Origin of the sequence: Cedecea lapagei (assembly GCF_900635955.1) — a bacterium.
GTDB classification, from domain to species: Bacteria; Pseudomonadota; Gammaproteobacteria; order Enterobacterales; family Enterobacteriaceae; genus Cedecea; species Cedecea lapagei.
The window spans coordinates 623,447-640,233 of sequence record NZ_LR134201.1 but is presented as its reverse complement, the minus strand read 5'-3'; the positions used below and the strand labels follow the sequence as shown (position 1 = coordinate 640,233).

The 16,787-nt window shown below is 52.0% G+C and carries 14 protein-coding genes, 1 tRNA gene and 1 pseudogene; 11 read left to right on the top strand and 5 right to left on the bottom strand.

The genetic code is table 11. From position 1 onward, the window contains the following. Positions 1–107: 107 nt before the first annotated feature. Both EL098_RS03270 and EL098_RS03265 read left to right on the top strand, forming a co-directional pair. The gene (locus EL098_RS03270) at positions 108–1,457 is read left to right on the top strand and encodes an MFS transporter (RefSeq protein WP_126354735.1); all 1,350 of its coding nucleotides are present in this window, start codon (positions 108–110) and stop codon (positions 1,455–1,457) included. A gap of 119 nt (positions 1,458–1,576) precedes the next feature. Beyond that, positions 1,577–2,845 (top strand): chloride channel protein, encoded by a 1,269-nt coding sequence (locus tag EL098_RS03265; protein ID WP_126354733.1) that lies wholly within the window; start codon positions 1,577–1,579, stop codon positions 2,843–2,845. A 149-nt stretch (positions 2,846–2,994) separates the two neighbouring features. Here the strand turns inward: EL098_RS03265 and EL098_RS03260 are convergent, their stop codons facing one another. Then, positions 2,995–4,521, bottom strand: a complete 1,527-nt coding sequence (locus EL098_RS03260) for a peptide MFS transporter (protein WP_126354731.1) — start codon at positions 4,519–4,521, stop codon at positions 2,995–2,997. Positions 4,522–5,047: 526 nt separating this feature from the next. Between EL098_RS03260 and EL098_RS03255 the strand changes: the two genes are divergently transcribed. The 5 genes and pseudogenes from EL098_RS03255 to EL098_RS03230 all read left to right on the top strand — a co-directional run bounded on the left by EL098_RS03255 (position 5,048) and on the right by EL098_RS03230 (position 10,031). Then, positions 5,048–6,766: a lysophospholipid acyltransferase family protein gene (locus tag EL098_RS03255; protein WP_126354729.1), complete on the top strand. Its 1,719-nt coding sequence runs from the start codon at positions 5,048–5,050 to the stop codon at positions 6,764–6,766. Between the two features lie 91 nt (positions 6,767–6,857). Then, positions 6,858–7,499 (top strand): epoxyqueuosine reductase QueH, encoded by a 642-nt coding sequence (locus tag EL098_RS03250; RefSeq protein WP_126354727.1) that lies wholly within the window; start codon positions 6,858–6,860, stop codon positions 7,497–7,499. 60 nt (positions 7,500–7,559) lie between these two features. Further along, entirely contained in the window at positions 7,560–7,979 is a 420-nt protein-coding gene (locus tag EL098_RS03245) for a GNAT family N-acetyltransferase (RefSeq protein WP_126354725.1), read from the top strand. Between the two features lie 275 nt (positions 7,980–8,254). After that, a pseudogene (locus EL098_RS03235) lies at positions 8,255–9,375 on the top strand (tyrosine-type recombinase/integrase). Between the two features lie 47 nt (positions 9,376–9,422). Next, positions 9,423–10,031 carry a hypothetical protein gene (locus tag EL098_RS03230; RefSeq protein WP_126354723.1) on the top strand — a complete coding sequence of 203 codons (609 nt, stop codon included), beginning with the start codon at positions 9,423–9,425 and terminating at the stop codon, positions 10,029–10,031. Positions 10,032–10,630: 599 nt separating this feature from the next. On the opposite strand, the gene EL098_RS03220 is transcribed toward EL098_RS03230, so the two are convergent. The 4 genes from EL098_RS03220 to actS all read right to left on the bottom strand — a co-directional run bounded on the left by EL098_RS03220 (position 10,631) and on the right by actS (position 12,908). Continuing rightward, positions 10,631–10,888, bottom strand: a complete 258-nt coding sequence (locus tag EL098_RS03220) for a hypothetical protein (RefSeq protein ID WP_126354721.1) — start codon at positions 10,886–10,888, stop codon at positions 10,631–10,633. 156 nt (positions 10,889–11,044) lie between these two features. Beyond that, positions 11,045–11,620, bottom strand: coding sequence for a hypothetical protein (locus tag EL098_RS23140; RefSeq protein WP_164716768.1), 576 nt, complete (start codon positions 11,618–11,620; stop codon positions 11,045–11,047). Positions 11,621–12,029: 409 nt separating this feature from the next. Then, positions 12,030–12,103 (bottom strand) — tRNA-Gly (locus tag EL098_RS03215). An 88-nt stretch (positions 12,104–12,191) separates the two neighbouring features. After that, on the bottom strand, positions 12,192–12,908 hold the full coding sequence (actS, locus tag EL098_RS03210) for an amidase activator ActS (RefSeq protein ID WP_126354719.1): 717 nt from the start codon (positions 12,906–12,908) through the stop codon (positions 12,192–12,194). A gap of 296 nt (positions 12,909–13,204) precedes the next feature. Between actS and EL098_RS03205 the strand changes: the two genes are divergently transcribed. From EL098_RS03205 to EL098_RS03190, 4 genes are all read left to right on the top strand, one after another. Further along, a complete protein-coding gene (locus EL098_RS03205) occupies positions 13,205–14,527 on the top strand; it encodes an MFS transporter (protein ID WP_126354717.1) in 1,323 nt (440 codons plus the stop codon). Positions 14,528–14,536: 9 nt separating this feature from the next. Beyond that, complete coding sequence (locus EL098_RS03200) at positions 14,537–15,196, top strand: RraA family protein (RefSeq protein ID WP_126354715.1); 660 nt, start codon at positions 14,537–14,539, stop codon at positions 15,194–15,196. Continuing rightward, on the top strand, positions 15,196–16,002 hold the full coding sequence (locus tag EL098_RS03195; RefSeq protein WP_126354713.1) for a carbon-nitrogen hydrolase family protein: 807 nt from the start codon (positions 15,196–15,198) through the stop codon (positions 16,000–16,002). The genes EL098_RS03200 and EL098_RS03195 overlap by 1 nt, the downstream gene beginning before the upstream one ends. A gap of 99 nt (positions 16,003–16,101) precedes the next feature. Continuing rightward, positions 16,102–16,731: a GntR family transcriptional regulator gene (locus tag EL098_RS03190; protein ID WP_126354711.1), complete on the top strand. Its 630-nt coding sequence runs from the start codon at positions 16,102–16,104 to the stop codon at positions 16,729–16,731. Positions 16,732–16,787 lie beyond the last annotated feature (56 nt).

Here is a 16,787-nt window from a genome sequence, read left to right as displayed (position 1 = left end):
CTGAATAATATGATTTTGATTGCACCATAAATAAAGGCGTAGCCTGTTATCCATGCACATCAAATGATGAAAATGATTCATCTAAAAGAAAATAGCAGGATACGCCGATGACACAAACTCATGCGATACCCACGCTGGCCGCCGGACGTTATAGCGCTTTGTTCGCACCAGGGATAGCGCAGGCGCTGATCGCGCTGGACTATGCCATTGTCTACGTCGCGCTGCCTACGCTGGCGCAGGATCTGGGCCTTACTCTCAGCGAGATGCAGTGGGTTGTCTCCCTTTATGGTCTGACCTTTGCCGCGCTCTTGCTTGCAGGCGGCAGCCTGTGCGACAGGCTGGGCGCTCGCCGCCTGTTCAGCCTTGGTATGGCGCTATTTTTGCTTTCCTCGGTGCTGGGCGGGTTGGCGTATAACGGCACTCTGCTGCTCGCCGCACGATGCGGGCAAGGGATTGCCGCGGCGTTGCTGCAGCCTGCGGTTCTGGCGCTGATGGCGCAGAGGTTCCACGGCGAAGCGCACCGGCGAGCGCTGGCAATCTGGAGCGCCATCGGCGCGCTCGGGCTGGTCGCGGGCGTAATGTTGGGCGGCATACTGGCCGCGCTGGACTGGCGAACCATTTTCTTTATTAACGTGCCGCCGGGGATTATTGCGCTGTGGCTGGTCCGTCGGGACTTTTTACCTTCTTGCCCACAAGGTGAAACTCGCAGGGCCGGCGCAGGTTCGCTGATAGGCTGCTTCGCCGCCGGCACGCTGGTCTGGGCGTTGATGCGCTATGGCGAAACCGGGCAGGCCGACTATCTGGCTAACCGCCTCGCCGTTGCCATGGGCATCTTATTTATTCTGCATGAGCGCTATGCGCCTCAGCCGTTACTGGCCCGCACTCTTCGCGCTCTACCGGGCCTGCAAACGGGCTGGCTCAGCAGCGCATGTTATATGGCAAGCGTCGGCAGCCAGTTTTACGCCATGACCCTGCTCTGGCAGCAGACTTTGCAGCAGGACGCCGTCACCACTGGCCTGATGTTTACGCCGCTCGCGCTGTTAATCGTTGCGGGGAATGCTTTATTTACCCGCCTGACCGCCCGCTACGCCAGCGCAACGGTATTAGCTGCCGGATTTGCTTGCTCGGCGCTGGGGCTTTGGCTGCTGTCGGTCGGATTACCGTCTCCGCTGTCCGCGGCCTTTATCGGCGGGATTGCGCTCAGCGGGATCGGCCACGGTTTAATCTTCCCTGCCATGTTCGCAGTCGGGCTTTCAGCCACTCCGCTCGCCCTACAAGGTCGTGCCAGCGCCCTGATGGCCACCAGCCAGTATATGGCCGGGGCAATGATGCTGGCGGTGCTTTCCGTTGTTCTCGGGCAGTCTCCCGCTATGGGCGACTGGGCAACGGCCTTCCACCTGTTGAGCGGCGCTGCTCTGGCAGGAATGCTGGTAGCCGCTTGCCAGAAAGCTCGCTGAACCAGGGGATTTGCGCAGGGAAAGAGCAGGATGATTCAGGCGGGATGAATGCTACATTTATACTAAATGTTTAATTTTTCTCCCTTATCATCCAGTTTTCCCGCGTTAAGGATCCCGCTATGCCCCAGCAAACTGAACAGGCTGACGCCAAAACCTATCTTGTGCGTCTGACTGCGGTCATCCTCACCGGCATTCTGGCCGGGATTGCAGGAATGCTTCTCGCGCTGATTCTCCATGCTGTTCAGCATCTGGCTTTTGGCTACAGCATCGACCAGCTGGTGGGAAGCGAGACGTTTCTTGAGGGCGTGACGGACTCCACGCATCTGCGCAGAGTAGCCGCGATACTTGGCGGCGGCGCCGCCGCAGGGTTTGGCTGGTGGCTACTCGCTCGCTATGGCAAGAGAAGAGTGTCTATTGCCGCCGCCGTAGCCAACCCCGCAGAGCCAATGCCGACCGGCACTACTACTCTTCATGCTTTGCTGCAAATCATTACCGTCGCGCTAGGCTCACCGCTGGGACGTGAAGTTGCTCCCCGGGAAATGGGCGCGCTGGCGGCCGGGCTTCTGGCCCGGAAATTCAGCCTGCAGCCGGACGAAACCAGAACGCTGATTGCCTGTGGTGCAGGTGCTGGCCTGGCGGCGGTGTATAACGTTCCCCTCGCCGGAGCGCTGTTTACGCTGGAAGTGCTGCTGATTTCATTTAGCTGGGAAAAAGCGCTGGCGGCGATCATTACCTCTGCGGTAGCGGCCTGGGTTGCTACCCTTGGGCTGGGGGATGAGTCGCAGTATCACTTCGATTCTTTTGCGCTTCCCCAGGCGTTTATCGGCTGGGCCATTGTCGCCAGCCCTCTGCTCGGCTATGCGGCCTGGCTGTTCCGCAAAGCAACGACCCGAGTGCGAACTCAGGTAAAAACCAACTGGCAGATGCCGGTATTTTGCCTTCTGGCCTTTGCGATGCTGGCCGGGTTAAGCCTGTGGTTCCCGCAGCTACCGGGCAACGGAAAAGGCCCGATGCAGCTTGCCATCAGCAACGGCCTGAGCTTCAACTTCGCCGCAATACTGCTGGCGCTGAAGATGCTGGTGATCCTCGCCGTCCTGCGAGCCGGCGCTGAAGGCGGCCTGCTAACGCCGGGTTTAACGGTGGGCGCTCTGCTGAGCCTGCTGCTGGCGGCGGTCTGGCAGTTTATCTTCCCGGGTGGAGACGTGGGCAGCTTTGCGCTGGTCGGCGGGGCCGCGTTTTTGGCCGCTTCGATGCAGATGCCGGTCACCGCCGTGGCGCTGGTGATGGAGTTCACCCATATGGAACACAGCTATTTTGCCCCCGCGCTGCTGTGCGCCGCCGGGGCCTATACGACCTGTCGGATCCTGGATAAGAAATACCAGTACTAAAAACCTTCAGAGAGAAGCTTGAGCAAATGGAGGCCGATATTGAAGCGTGGGAAACGGTGAGCCGTTCGACTGACGGGCAGTAGCAAAATCAGGTGTTAACAAAGCCCGGTAGCCCACGAAAGGTTACCGGGCCAGACGTTAAAAAGCCGTTATTTGGCTTCGTTGGCGTCAGCATTCCTTAGCATGTTTCTCACCGGGATAATCAGCGCAGCCAGCACGATGGCGCAGATGACCAGGGCGATAGAGACGTGGGAGAACAGCTCCGGCATCGAGCTAAGCTGGTCCTTTTTGATATGCCCGCCCATGATACCGGCTGCCAGGTTGCCCAGCGCGCTGGCGCAAAACCACAGCCCCATCACCTGGCCGCGCATTTTCTGCGGCGCCAGCAGCGTCATGGTCGCTAAACCAATCGGGCTCAGGCAAAGCTCACCCAACGTCAGCAGCAGGATGCTGCCCACCAGCCAGAACGGAGAAACGCCGCTCTGCGTTGCCAGCACCTGGTTTGCCGCCGCCATCATCACCGCAAAACCTGCGGCAGCAAACAGAATACCGATAACGAATTTGGTCATGCTGCTCGGGTTCAGGTTGCGCTTAGCCAGCGACGGCCAGAACCAGCTAAAGACCGGGGCCAGCAGGATAATAAACAGCGCATTGATCGACTGGAACCAAATCGTTGGGATTTCAAAACTGCCCATCTGGCGGTCGGTGTAGTCGCGGGCAAAGATGTTGAAGGAGGTCGGCTTCTGCTCGAAGGCAGACCAGAAGAATGCCGCCGCAACCAGCAGGATCAGGCAGGCCAGCAGGCGCGAACGCTCACTGCTGGTTAAGCCGCCAAAGAAGAACATAAACAGGAAATAGAGACCCACGCAGGTGGAGATGATGTATGCGGAGCTTTTGGCGATAACCGTCGGGTTGAACGGAATGGTGCCGTTCGAGATTAACACCACCAGCCCGGCAAGGAGCGCCATCGCGAGCGTCACCCATTTACCCACGTTTTTACGCTCGGTTGTCGGGCGATTCCAGGTCGAGTCCAGCCCCACTTCTTTATCGTAGCGGCGCATTTGCGGGATGGCGTAAAAGCGGAAGATGAACAGCGCAATCAGCATGCCCAGACCACCGAGGCCAAAGCCCATATGCCAGCCATATTTCTCATGAAGCGGGCCGATAATCAGCGGGGCAATAAACGACCCCATATTGATGCCCATATAAAACAGCGAGAAGCCCCCGTCGCGGCGGGTATCTTCTTTTTTATACAGCGTGCCAACCATGACGGTAATACAGGTTTTGAACAGCCCTGTTCCCAGGACGATCAGCAGCAGGCCGACAAAGAAGAAGGTGTTGCCCACAAATGCCGACAGGGCAATCGAGAGGTGCCCAAGGGCGATAATAAGCGAGCCATACCACACGGCCCGGCGCTGCCCGAGCCAGTTATCGGCAAGCCAGCCGCCTGGTAAAGAGGTGATATATACGCCGCCGGCGAATATACCGACAATCGCTGAAGCCTGCTCGATCGGCAGCCCCATTCCCCCCTGAAGCAGGGCAGCGCTCATAAACAAAATAAGCAGCGGGCGAACCCCGTAGAAGGAAAAACGCTCCCACATTTCGGTGAGGAATAACGAACTTAGCGGGTACGGATGCCCAAAAAATGTTTTTGTTTTCGTCGCAGAGTGACTCATCTGTGAACTCCCATAGGTTGTCTCTTTTGATGCGGTGTTGATAAAAACGCCGGCTCCGGCGTTCAGTTGTTGCTTTTTAGTCATAGGCTGGCATTACGTCAGCGGTGGCTACTTTAGCGTAGATCATCGAAAAATCAGCAAGGAGCAGAACAACTTTATTGCGAAATTGATGTTTTTTAGATTAAAAGTCGATTTAAATCTCATTTTTCACGATAAAACTTTCATTAAACGCACTTAACTCTTGACAGAAAAACAACCACAAATATTAAATAAAAATCACTTAAAACAATAATTTATAAAAATATCTCGTTATTTTGCACGACAGATAGATTTAACCTACTTTTCATCGGGATTTACTCTGTCACCCTGGCTAAAAAACGCCTTATTCGCCCGCCGCCCTGTTCCGCCAGGATAAAAAACCAACGCGGCTTGTTCCATGATCATATCCCTGAAACGTCACCTCGCTGACACGCAACGTTCATTTTGATCTTCTACCGTCGAGCGCAGAACGGTAAGAGGAGCGAATATGTTTAGTCTCGATAACGTACTTAACGACCTTTGGCCTCAGGCAAAGCCCGCATCCTGGCAAAAAAATCTGCTAAGACGCTTGCTGTATGAGGAGGAATTCCAGGCCTTTGCGGAAAATCACCCGCATCTCCGCGGTCTGGATATGATCGAACAAGTTCTGGAACACCTACACATCCGCTGCAACATCTCTCCCCGCGAATTAGAAAACATCCCCGAAACCGGCCCCGTAGTCATTATGGCAAACCACCCGACAGGCACTCTTGATGGGCTGGCTCTGCTGTATGCCGTTTCCCGCGTTCGCCGCGATGTCAAAGTCGTGACCAACCGCCTGCTGAACCACCTTGAACCGTTAAGTTCGCTGTTTATTCCCGTCGATAATATCAACGGACGCACGCCTAAATCGTCCCTGGTGCTGATGGAGAAACAGCTGGAAAACGGCGGCGTACTGATCTTTTTCCCGGCGGGCGAAGTTTCTCGCCTTTCTCGCCAGGGTATTGCCGACGGACACTGGCACACCGGCTTTATTAAGCTTGCCACAAAGTACCGCGTACCGCTGCTGCCAGCCTTTATTCATGCCCACAACAGCGCGCTGTTTTATATCAGCGCGATGATTTCGCCGATGCTGCCGATACTGCTGTTAATGCAGCAGATGTTCCGCCGCCGTAACTCCACCCTGCCGGTCACGTTAGGCCAGCGTATTCCGTGGGAAAGCTGGCATAGCCCGCAGCTGCTCCCGCGTGAGCTAGCCAGGAAGTGCCGCCAGCACGTTCAGCTGCTGGGTAAAGGGCTTCCAGGTAAGTTCACGACAGAAAGCGCCATCGCCCGGGCGGAAGATCGGGCAATGTTGCGCCGGGAGCTGGCAAAATCGGAGTGTCTGGGCCGCACCGCCGACGATAAAATGATTTATCTTTGGCAGCGCCGTGACGCAAAGGAAGAGGCTCCTCTTCTGCGCGAACTTGGGCGACTGAGAGAGATCGCTTTCCGCGCCGTGGGCGAAGGATGCGGCAAACGCCGGGATCTCGATCGTTACGATGATGATTACCTGCATTTGATCCTCTGGGATGAACAGGATCTTGAGATCGTGGGGGCGTACCGTTTTATGCCTACCGCCCGGCAGCTTGAAAAACGCGGCATGAATGGGCTGTACAGCTATAGTCTGTTCCACTATGACGAGAAGATGGATGATGTCCTGAAGCACGGAATTGAGCTGGGGCGCAGCTTTATTCAGCCACGCTACTGGGGCCGCCGTGGCCTGGACTATCTATGGTCGGGCATTGGCGCCTACCTCGCCCGCTATCCGCAGTATCGCTATTTGTTCGGCCCGGTATCCATTTCGGGTGGCCTGCCGCCGGATGCCCGCGATCTCCTGGTCGCGTTTTACCGGTTATGGTTCCCCGCCAGCCATTCACTTGCCTCTTCACGTAGCCCTTACCCGGCAAGCCTCCCTGACGTGCTGGCGCAGTTCAAAGGGGAAAACTACGGCGAAGATCTTGCACGCTTAAAATCCCTGCTCAGCAACATGGGCTGCGGCATTCCAACGCTCTATAAGCAGTATTCAGAGCTCTGCGAGCCGGGCGGCGTGCAGTTTATTGATTTCGGCAGCGACCCCGCATTCAACGACTGCGTCGACGGGCTGGTGTTGGTCGATTTAACGTTCCTGAAAAAGAGCCGCTATGAGCGGTATGTCGGGATGCATTTACCGGCAGAAGGTAAATAAGTTACCGGCGGGAGGGAATCCACTCTCTCCCGCCATTATCCCTACTCATGGTGGTACAATTCCCGGCATTCTCTCTTTTCTCTGAGCTACCATGACAACGACCGAATTTAAGCGCCCGAAACTGACGCTGCCGGACGGCGCAAACAAGCTTTTGCTGCATACCTGCTGTGCCCCCTGCTCTTCCGAAGTGATAGAAGCCTTGCTGGCATCGGGCATCGATTTCACAATTTTTTTCTACAATCCAAATATTCATCCGCAAAAGGAATATCTCATTCGCAAGGAAGAGAATAAACGTTTTGCCGGGCAGCACGGCGTGCCCTTTGTCGATGCAGATTATGATATCGATAACTGGTTTGCTCGAGTGAAAGGCATGGAGTGGGAACCTGAACGCGGTGCGCGCTGTACGGCCTGTTTTGATATGCGCCTGGAGCGAACTGCGCTATATGCAGCAGAGCACGGATTCGGTGCGATTTGCAGTTCGCTGGGCATTTCTCGCTGGAAAAATTTTGAGCAGGTCTGCGAATGCGGCCAACGAGCGGCAGCGCGCCATCCTGGAATGTTCTACTGGACCCACAACTGGCGTAAACAAGGCGGCTCAGCACGCACGGTTGAAATCTGCAAACGCGAGCAGTTTTATCAGCAGGAGTATTGTGGCTGCGTTTATTCTCTGCGGGACGCTAACGCTTATCGAGCATCTCAGGGCAAAGCGTTAATCAAGCCGGGGAAATCATGATTGTACGGTGCTTAATTCAATGTTATGGATAAATAATTCTCCCTGATGTTGAGGTTAAAAATGGACTCGAAATATACACTTATTAACGCCGTTCCCTCCGCCGAAGACTTCTGTCGTTTACGGGCTATTTCCGGTCTAACGCCTCGCCCTTTAGAAGCGGCCAGGAAAGGACTGCCGAGAAGCTGTTACGGCGTCCGGATTGAGCATTCAGGACGCGTTGTCGGTATGGGCAGAATTGTCGGCGATGGGGCTTTGAATTTTGAAATCGTCGATATTGCAGTCGATCCCGAATATCAGGGGCAAGGCCTTGGGCGAGCAGTCATGGAGAATTTGATGGCATGGCTTGAGCAGAACTCTCCCGACGGCGCATATATCACCCTCGTCGCTGATGTGCCTGAGCTGTATGAAAAATTCGGTTTCAAAAGCGTGCGTCCGGAAAGCGAGGGCATGGCTCTGGTGTGGGGTAAACAGGCACCGTGATATGCAAATCGTCAAGCTACTGGCGGGCTGGCTCAGCTCGTCACATAGATAATCAGGGAGAATGGATAGACCAGGAAAGTATTGGAGCGGGCGAAGGGAATCGAACCCTCGTATAGAGCTTGGGAAGCTCTCGTTTGTCCATCTCAACATTGTACATATGGCTGTACCTGATAGCGTGATTTTAGAGGATCAAAATCATGACTATCAAGAACAATCAGTATCTTTTTCAAAGTCATTCGGGCGTATGGATCTTTCAGGTATTTGTACCTGCGTAAATGCGTCACCTGTTCGACAATAAACGAGCCTGGCGAAAATCCACAGGGACAAAGGACATACTTAAGGCTCGACACTTCAGAAATCACATGTTGATTGAGTTCAACAACCTGAAAGCCCTGTTGAATCCTGATCGGGAAGACATTCGCATCCAGAATGCGATAACCACACTTCACACTACAATAAAACAGGCAAAGAGTGCGCCAATAGCAGTATCTCCGCTCCCAACGCTGGCAGTCATACGTGATGAATACATGACGGTTTATAGTGAACGTCGGGCATTTTCCACACTCAGCAAATCCGCGCGAGCCGTAGAAGTGTTTCTCCAGAGTATTGGGAAGGTTGATATTGGACTAAACAAAATCGGACGCAGAACGGTTACAGACTTCATAGAAGACCAACAGAAAAAGGCGGCACCGCAGACCGTCCAGAACTGGCTAACCTCTTTGGGGAGCCTCTACGAGTTCTCTAAACGTCGATATGACTCGATACCAGACAGCAATCCTTTTCACGGTCACAATCTCGAAGCACGGCGCACAATTGAAAGTTATCAGCCGTTTGAACCTGAACAATTGCAAGTCCTTATTAGAGAAGCGGATGACGTTCTACGAGATGTCATATTGATTGGGCTGTATTCAGGAATGCGACTTGATGAGATCGCCAGCATCAAGCGGGATGAAATTGTAATGATGGAGGGTATGCGGTGCTTTTTCGTTAGCAAATCTAAAACGTTCGCCGGGGTGCGGTACGTTCCTATTCACTCTCTTCTGATTGGCATTATTGATAAACACCTGGCAAATAACAGCGGTGAATATATTTTGGCACAGTCAAACAAGATCATTCGCAAGGATGGTAAACGGGGCCGTGGTACAGCCAAAAGTTCACCCGGCTGCGTGATAGCGTTTTGACAACAGCTACAGATCGGCAGTGCTTCCAATCTTTGCGAGGGATGTTCATCACCAGCCTGGACCGTGCAGGAGTTCCCGAACAACGGATCGGAGCCATCACTGGACACACCGAACAGAAAGCGAAAACCGAAGCATTCAGGACGTATAGCAAAGGCGCAGGGATGCTAGAGTTATCAGGATATGTAGAGTTGGTAAGTTACGGTAATATAGAGTAAACCTCTGGGGCAAATCAGCTCCCATTGACTTCAGGAGAGCCCCAAAAATGGATCTACAATCATGGGATAATGTTATCTCCATCGCATCGAATGCTGTAACAGCGTTAGGTGTGGTTGGTGGGGTAGTTTTTGGCGGGTCAAAATTGAAAGACTATCTTGATGTAAAAAAGAATGATGTTGCTTTTCATACAGCATTAGCATTATATGATGAGATCACAAATACACGGGCCAAGTATATTCAAATACGGATCTCCCTAAATTATGTGATGAACACATTGGATGAATTATATAAAAACAATATCAATATCTCTCCAAACTTATACTTTCAAATCCAAGAGATAGGTTCTAACGCCTTTCAGAACTCCATGACCATCGGTAATTTATTTATTAAAACTAACAATTTCAACATAATATTCAAAGGTGAATCTTTTTCTAAAGTGCAAGATATTGTTAGCATCACCAATAAGATATCAGTTAACATTACTAACTTCTTCGCATGTGCAATCAACTCCTCAAAAGGGAAGTTAATTTCAAAAGAAGATCTTTCAGAATTATTTCAACATTATAAAGACTATGAAGCACTTACAACTGAATATCTTGATAAATGTTCTGAAATACAAAAAACAAAATTTGAAGACTTCATTACATTCAAATAAAAACCGGGGTTAATCCCGGCTCTTATGTTTTCAGTTTTCTTTGTCTCGGTTCATTAAGGTAGTAGTACCTCACTGCGCTCTCAAATCCATAATTTTGGATGCGATCTAGCAGGCTACTACGTGAACATGACAGTCGACGCGCCAGCGCGGCTATATTTAAAATGCTTTCATCAGAGCAACTGTAAGCACCTCTAATCGAGAGCCGTAGGATATTTTAAGCATGAGGATGTAAACTGGAACGCGAAGAGATGTGATACCCAAGGGGCGTGGTGTGGGAATAAAGAGAACCTTACTTTGTGTGCTGGCTCTGCTGCCGCTATCGGCATATGCAGGAAAAATTACAATGAGTGGACCAATATAACAGGTGCTACAAGGCGGGAAGCGTCTTTGCACTTATGAAAACAGCATTTACCTGTTTACGCTGGTGACTCGCTCGCAATCATGCCCTTATACCCGAACTTTTGATGTAACAGACAATCAAAAATAACACCTAACATTTTCTAATGGGGTGCCATGCCGATCATTTCCTTCAAATCTTTGAAGCGTTTTTTAATTATTTTTCCATTTTCGGCTAAACGATTTGCTTCAAACGCAGTGAATTAAGCAATATTTTCAATTTCTTCGCGACTGATGTTTCTAAAATTCTCATCAAGTTTAGAGATTATGTTTGTAACACCTTGTCTACTTTGTGTAAAGAAACCAAGGTTATCTTTGACCCCCTTAAGAAGTTCTTTCTTACCATAAGGGTTCATATTTGTACTCATTTCTAAAGACTTGATAAGCTCTTCCGTGTCACTACATATTCCACGGTAAACCAGTTCAACCTCACGAAGCTCTTTCACTGTATCAATTTTCATTTTTCTTAATGAATCATGCTCAGCATTTTTCCTTGATCGATATGTGTTTATACAGAGCAATTATGCTGACAATAAGAGCAATGAAGGAGAATAGAGCGCTAAAGATAGGCAGTAATTCTTTTGACATTTTTCACTCCAAATTTATCAGTCTCGAAATTAACCTCTAAACTTTTGATAGCAACGTCTATCAATCTCTTCAGCTAATCTTGTATACATTTCTCCATAGCTTAATCGTTCCATATCTGAGGATATTTTCCACCCACAACCTTTGAAATTACACTTGATAATAGGAAATGGAGCATAGTTATAGTAATCAACGCTGGAGTGTTGGCTAAGAAGGCCTCCACATTTAGGGCATCTCATGTGAAGATTTCTTAACGAGTATCCGCGATCTCCTAATGCTTTAGTCCATTCCCAAGAAACTATCATTTCATAAATATTATCCGAAGTATAATCCAAAAAACTGCCCTCTTGTCCTGTAGCTTTCGATGCAATACGACAGCGCATTACAAATCCGACAATAGGTAAAATTACCAATAATAAGATCGATAAGATGAGGAGCTTCCATAAGGGCATTGTTACTGGGAAGGTAAGGATGTCCATTAACCAATGGAGGAAATGCTTAATGTAATTCCATAGCCACACAACAACGGCGATCCCACTTCCGCCAGTAACAAGTGCAACGATAACGCCCGATATGCTGTCTTTGCTAAGGTCTTTCAACCATGTCATAGAAATTTTTCTTATTAAGCTATTCTTTATGCTCAATTTTACAGCGAACCAAGTTTTTGACAATAGAAGCCATAAAGCCCCGTTAGTGGTACAAGCAACAAGCGGAGCGTAGCAACTTCATCAGATTGTCCGAGGGATCACACCTTATCAGGGTGCTCGTGTACCTTTCGGAGCGTGAGCGAAACGCTGGCAGAGCTGGATCTGTAGTTACCGGGGCATTACCACTATTCACCTGTTTACGCAGCCACAAGGCCGCACATCGGGCTTAAATGCGTGTGATCAGTCTGTAGAAGTGGTGCCAGCTATACGGCATGATCGGGAATATGATAATGGAAGTTTGAGCTGTCCCTGCTGTGGCTTGGCAACACAACTAACTGAAAAATGCTAATCTGTTGATTTATCAGGAGACTGGAGCGGGCGAAGGGAATCGAACCCTCGTATAGAGCTTGGGAAGCTCTCGTTCTACCATTGAACTACGCCCGCTTTGAGGTGCGTAAAGCATTATAGACTTTCAGCCCTCGCTGGCAAGAGCCTTTGCGTCCAGGTGATGGTTTTTCAAGCACTTTTTGTATTAACACGAGGGTTTCAGGTAGCGCTGAGGGTCAATCGCCGTCGCGCGATAGCGAATCTGGAAGTGCAGGCGAACTGACTCTGCGCCAGTGCTGCCCATGGTGGCTATCTTCTGCCCGGCCTTTACCTTTTCCCCAGTATTCACCAGCATCGTGTCGTTATGGGCGTAGGCGGTAATGTACTCTTCGCTATGTTTGATCATCACCAGATTGCCGTAACCGCGCAGCTGGTTGCCTACATAGACCACCGTGCCTGCGCCAGAAGCATAAATAGGCTGGCCACGAGAGCCGGCAATATCAATGCCTTTATTTCCGCCGTCGCTGCCGGAAAACGGCTCAACAACGTTCCCCTTCGTCGGCCATAGCCAGCAACGAGCCCCCACCGGAGGCGGCGCGGCTTTAGCAATAGCCGTATTTTGCGAACGAGAAGGCGTGGTGGCTTTTTTCGCGGTAGCGGTATTCTTCTGCCTGCCTGCCGACGATGAGCCCTTGATCCGTATACGCTGGCCCACCTGGATTGTATAAGGTGCCGGGATCCCGTTCAGCCGGGCAAGTTCGCCCACGCTGCTGCCGGTCATTCTTGAAATTTTAGAGAGCGTATCGCCGCGCTTCACGGTGTAAACCGCACCGCTGAAGGTTCCTTCATTGGATGAAGATGATTTACTGCTGCAGCCGGCTAATAGCAGGCAGGCAGTTAACAGGGCGATACATCCAGGCATCGCAATCCGGCATCCTGGCTTCAAAACAACCTCTCATCGGGCAAAATTCATTCCGGGCGGGATAGTACCATCTCTGAGCCTACTGCCAAAATCGTCTCACCGTTTGCTCTTTGTTGCTGGCACCCGCTCGCCTCTCAGGCAATGCCTTGATCGTCAAAGCAAAGCCATCTTCGCCTGTCTACCCGATCACAATTCAGCAACAACGCTTTGACATCACCCATCGGTTCCCCTAGCTTCCATCTTGTATACAAGATGAATACAAGAACGCGTGGCGCTACCAACTTCAGGATAATGCTATGAATAATCATCAAACTTCTCTTGCAGCTAGCCAGCCGGGCATCGCTGAAAAAGTCAGGGCACGCGGCAAGTTGCGCTGGGGCCTCGGCCTGCTTTTCTTTGTCATCGGTCTTATCGCTTATATGGACCGCGCCAATATCTCCATCGTCGCCGAGCATATGATGCGTGACCTGGGGATGACGAAAGTCGAATTTGGCCTGCTGGGTGCTCTGTTTTCATTAGGCTATGCCCTTGCACAAATCCCCAGCGGGATGCTGGCAGAACGGTTTGGCTCCCGGCTGATTGTCAGCCTGAGTCTCTTGTTATGGTCGCTATTTACGCTGCTGACGGCCCTGACGCCCCGCTTTATCTGGCTGTGCGTCGTGCGCTTTCTGTTTGGGGTCGGCGAAGCCCCAACCTACCCCGGTAACGCGGTATTCAACAGCTGGTGGTTCCGCAAAAATGAAAAAGCACGCGCGGCAAGCCTGCTGCTGGCTGGTTCTTACTTTGGCCCGGTGATTGCCCCCACGATTACGGTGTTGATTATGCTTGCCTGGGGCTGGCACGCGGTGTTCTACATTTTTGGCGCCGCCGGCATCGCGGTTGCGCTGCTTTGGTACTTTCTTGCTCGTGACAGGCCGGATGTCCATCCCTGGATCTCAAGCGCTGAGCTGAAGCATATTCGTGAGGGTCGGGCGATCTCTTCGAAGGAGGCGAAAGCCAAAGCACCGTGGCGCCAGTTCATGCGTAATCGTGAATTTTGGGCTGTCGGGATCCAGTATTTCTTCGTGGTGTATATGACCACGCTATTTATGATTTGGCTGCCTACCTATCTCCAGGAAGCTCGCGGCTTCTCTCTGACACACATGGGGATTGCGGCCAGCTTCCCGTGGCTTGCCATCTGCCTGTGCGTGCTTTTTGGCGGCAAATTGTCGGATAGCTTACTTCAGCGCGGCCGTTCACTGATGGCGGCTCGTGGCTACCTGGCTATCGCAGGCTTCATTCTGTTTATTCTCGGCACGCTGGGCGTCGCGATGACGCTCAACTCCTTCCTTAGCGTGTTCTGGCTGACGCTAACGCTGGGTGCCCTCGGGCTACCCGTAGTGGTTTCCTGGGCCGTTGCCGCCGATAAAGGCCAGCAATACTCGGGATCGGTCAGCGGCTGGATGAATCTTTGGGGGAATCTCGGTGGCGTGATTTCCCCGGTACTGTGCGGCTTTCTTGCCCAGCATTTCGGCTGGAATACCGCGCTGCTGTTTAACATCGTGCCGATTACGCTCGCGATTGTCTGCTGGTTCTTCATCAAGCCCGATAGTCCTTTAACCCCTTCCCAATGCGCTTAAGGAGTCTCTATGTTTACGCTAAACCCACGCGTCTCTGGCATCACCCCTGCTCTGTTAAAAGAGGTGGCTGAAGTTTGCCCTTCAACACTGGGCCATATGACCGATTTTGGCTTTATTAAATCACTCTCTTCAATTCTTCCCGGAAAGCGCTTTGCGGGGAACGCGGTGACCGTGCGTATCCCTCATATGGACTCCTGCGCCGTACATAAAGTGTTTGATACGGTGCAACCTGGCGATGTGGTTTGTGTCGATATGTCAGGCGACATCGACCGGGCATGCTGGGGAGAGCTGGTCTCTTACATGGCTCGCGCCAGCAACATCGCAGGGGCGGTTATCGACGGCTGCGTCACCGATCTGCGCGCGCTGCGTGAAATTGGCGTGCCGCTATATGCCCGCGACGTCAGCCCGTTAACCACTCGAATTTTAGGTATCGAAGGCGCGATAAACGTACCGATATCCATTTGCGGTGTCACGGTGAATCCGGGAGACCTCATTCTTGCCGATGACGACGGCGTTATGGTTATCCCTCCCGAGCAGGTGAGCGGGTGGGCGGAACGCGCCCTGAAAGCCCAGCACGCGGAAATCGCTATTAAGCAGCGCATTGATAACGGTGAATCTCTGGCAGCCATTTCCGGGGCGACACGTTTCTTTGATCAGGAGTCCCGCTAATGAAAATTGCGTTGGGCCAGTTCACTACCGATACGGATAAGGCCGTTAACCTGGCAAAAGCGGAGGCGGCAATTCAGGAAGCCAGCCAGAATGGCGCAAAGCTTCTGGTGCTGCCGGAAACCTTCATGGCTTTTATCTCGCCGGCTTCCACCACCTGTTATGCGGATATCGCTGAACCCCTTGAGGGGCCTTTTGTCACCAGGCTTTGCGCTGCCGCTCGTGCAGCCGGTATTTATCTGGTCGTGGGGATGTTTGAACGTAATCCTAAAGATGATATCCGTGCCTGGAACACTACGTTACTGATTGATAACCAAGGCAAGCTTCTGCATGCCTACCGCAAAACACACCTCTACGATGCATTCTCCTACCAGGAGTCCCGCAATATTATTCAGGGCGATAACGCACTTAAAGTGGTTGAAACTGAGATTGGCCGCATCGGGTTAATGGTTTGCTATGAGCTTCGTTTCCCTGAGATAGCTCGCGAGCTGGCGCTTCAGGGAGCAGACTTGCTTATCGTCCCCACCGCCTGGGTTCACGGGCCGCTTAAGGAACAGCATTTCCAGGCGCTGGTCTCTGCCCGCGCGCTGGAAAATACTCTGCCAGTGGTGGCATGCGATCAAACGGGGAATATCTACAGCGGCCGCAGCCTGGTGTGTGATGCGATGGGCGTAACCCGCAACAGTATGGGGGTTGAACAAGGCCTGATCTACAGCGAGATAGATTACAAGCATACGCGCACAACCCGGGAAGCACTGCCCTGCCTTGGGCATCGCCGTGCGGAGCTCTATACTCACCTGAACAAATAACCTCCCCGCGCCCGCTGCTCCCTGATGGCGGGCGCTTGTCCCTCTCCGGTCAACTTCTTATACTCAGGGACTCCACGCAGGTTAAGGAAACCATGCAGTATGTCAGAGCACTCCCTGAGCCATCAGGCGTATATCGCCATCAAAAACCGGATCATCAAGCGTGAGTATCGGCGTGATAGCTATACCTCTGAGAATCAGCTGGTCGAAGAGCTGGGCATGAGCCGCACGCCGATTCGCGAGGCGCTGCACCAGCTGCAAAGCGAAGGTTTGCTAAAAATCATCCCGCGTAAAGGGATCCTTATTCAGCAGCTCTCCCTCAAAGAGATCCGCGACTACTACGACTTGCGGTTGGCCATTGAGCTGCAAACGCTGCGCCAGCTGCAGGGTTATCTGACGGAAGAGCATTTTAGTCCGCTGGAGCAGCTCATTGACCGACAGCAGGATGCATTAGACCACCAGGCCTACGATCGCTGGCTTGAGGAAGATAAAAGCTTCCATCGTTATCTGATGTCGCTGACCAGCAATGAGGTTTTTCTTGAGCTTTCCGATAACATTCGCCAGCGAGTCTATTACCAGCCCGATCCCTTACGCCGCCACGCCTATTACACCGCCTCCACGGAGGAGCATAAAGCTATCGTCGCCGCCCTGAGAAATCAGGATATTGCTCTGGCCGAACAGCTGATGACCACGCACATTCTGCGTGGCCGGGAGAAAGCGGTATCGGGTTAATGTTCTTAGGCAAAAAAAAGCCCCGCCAGCTGGCTGACGAGGCTTTTTTATCGCGA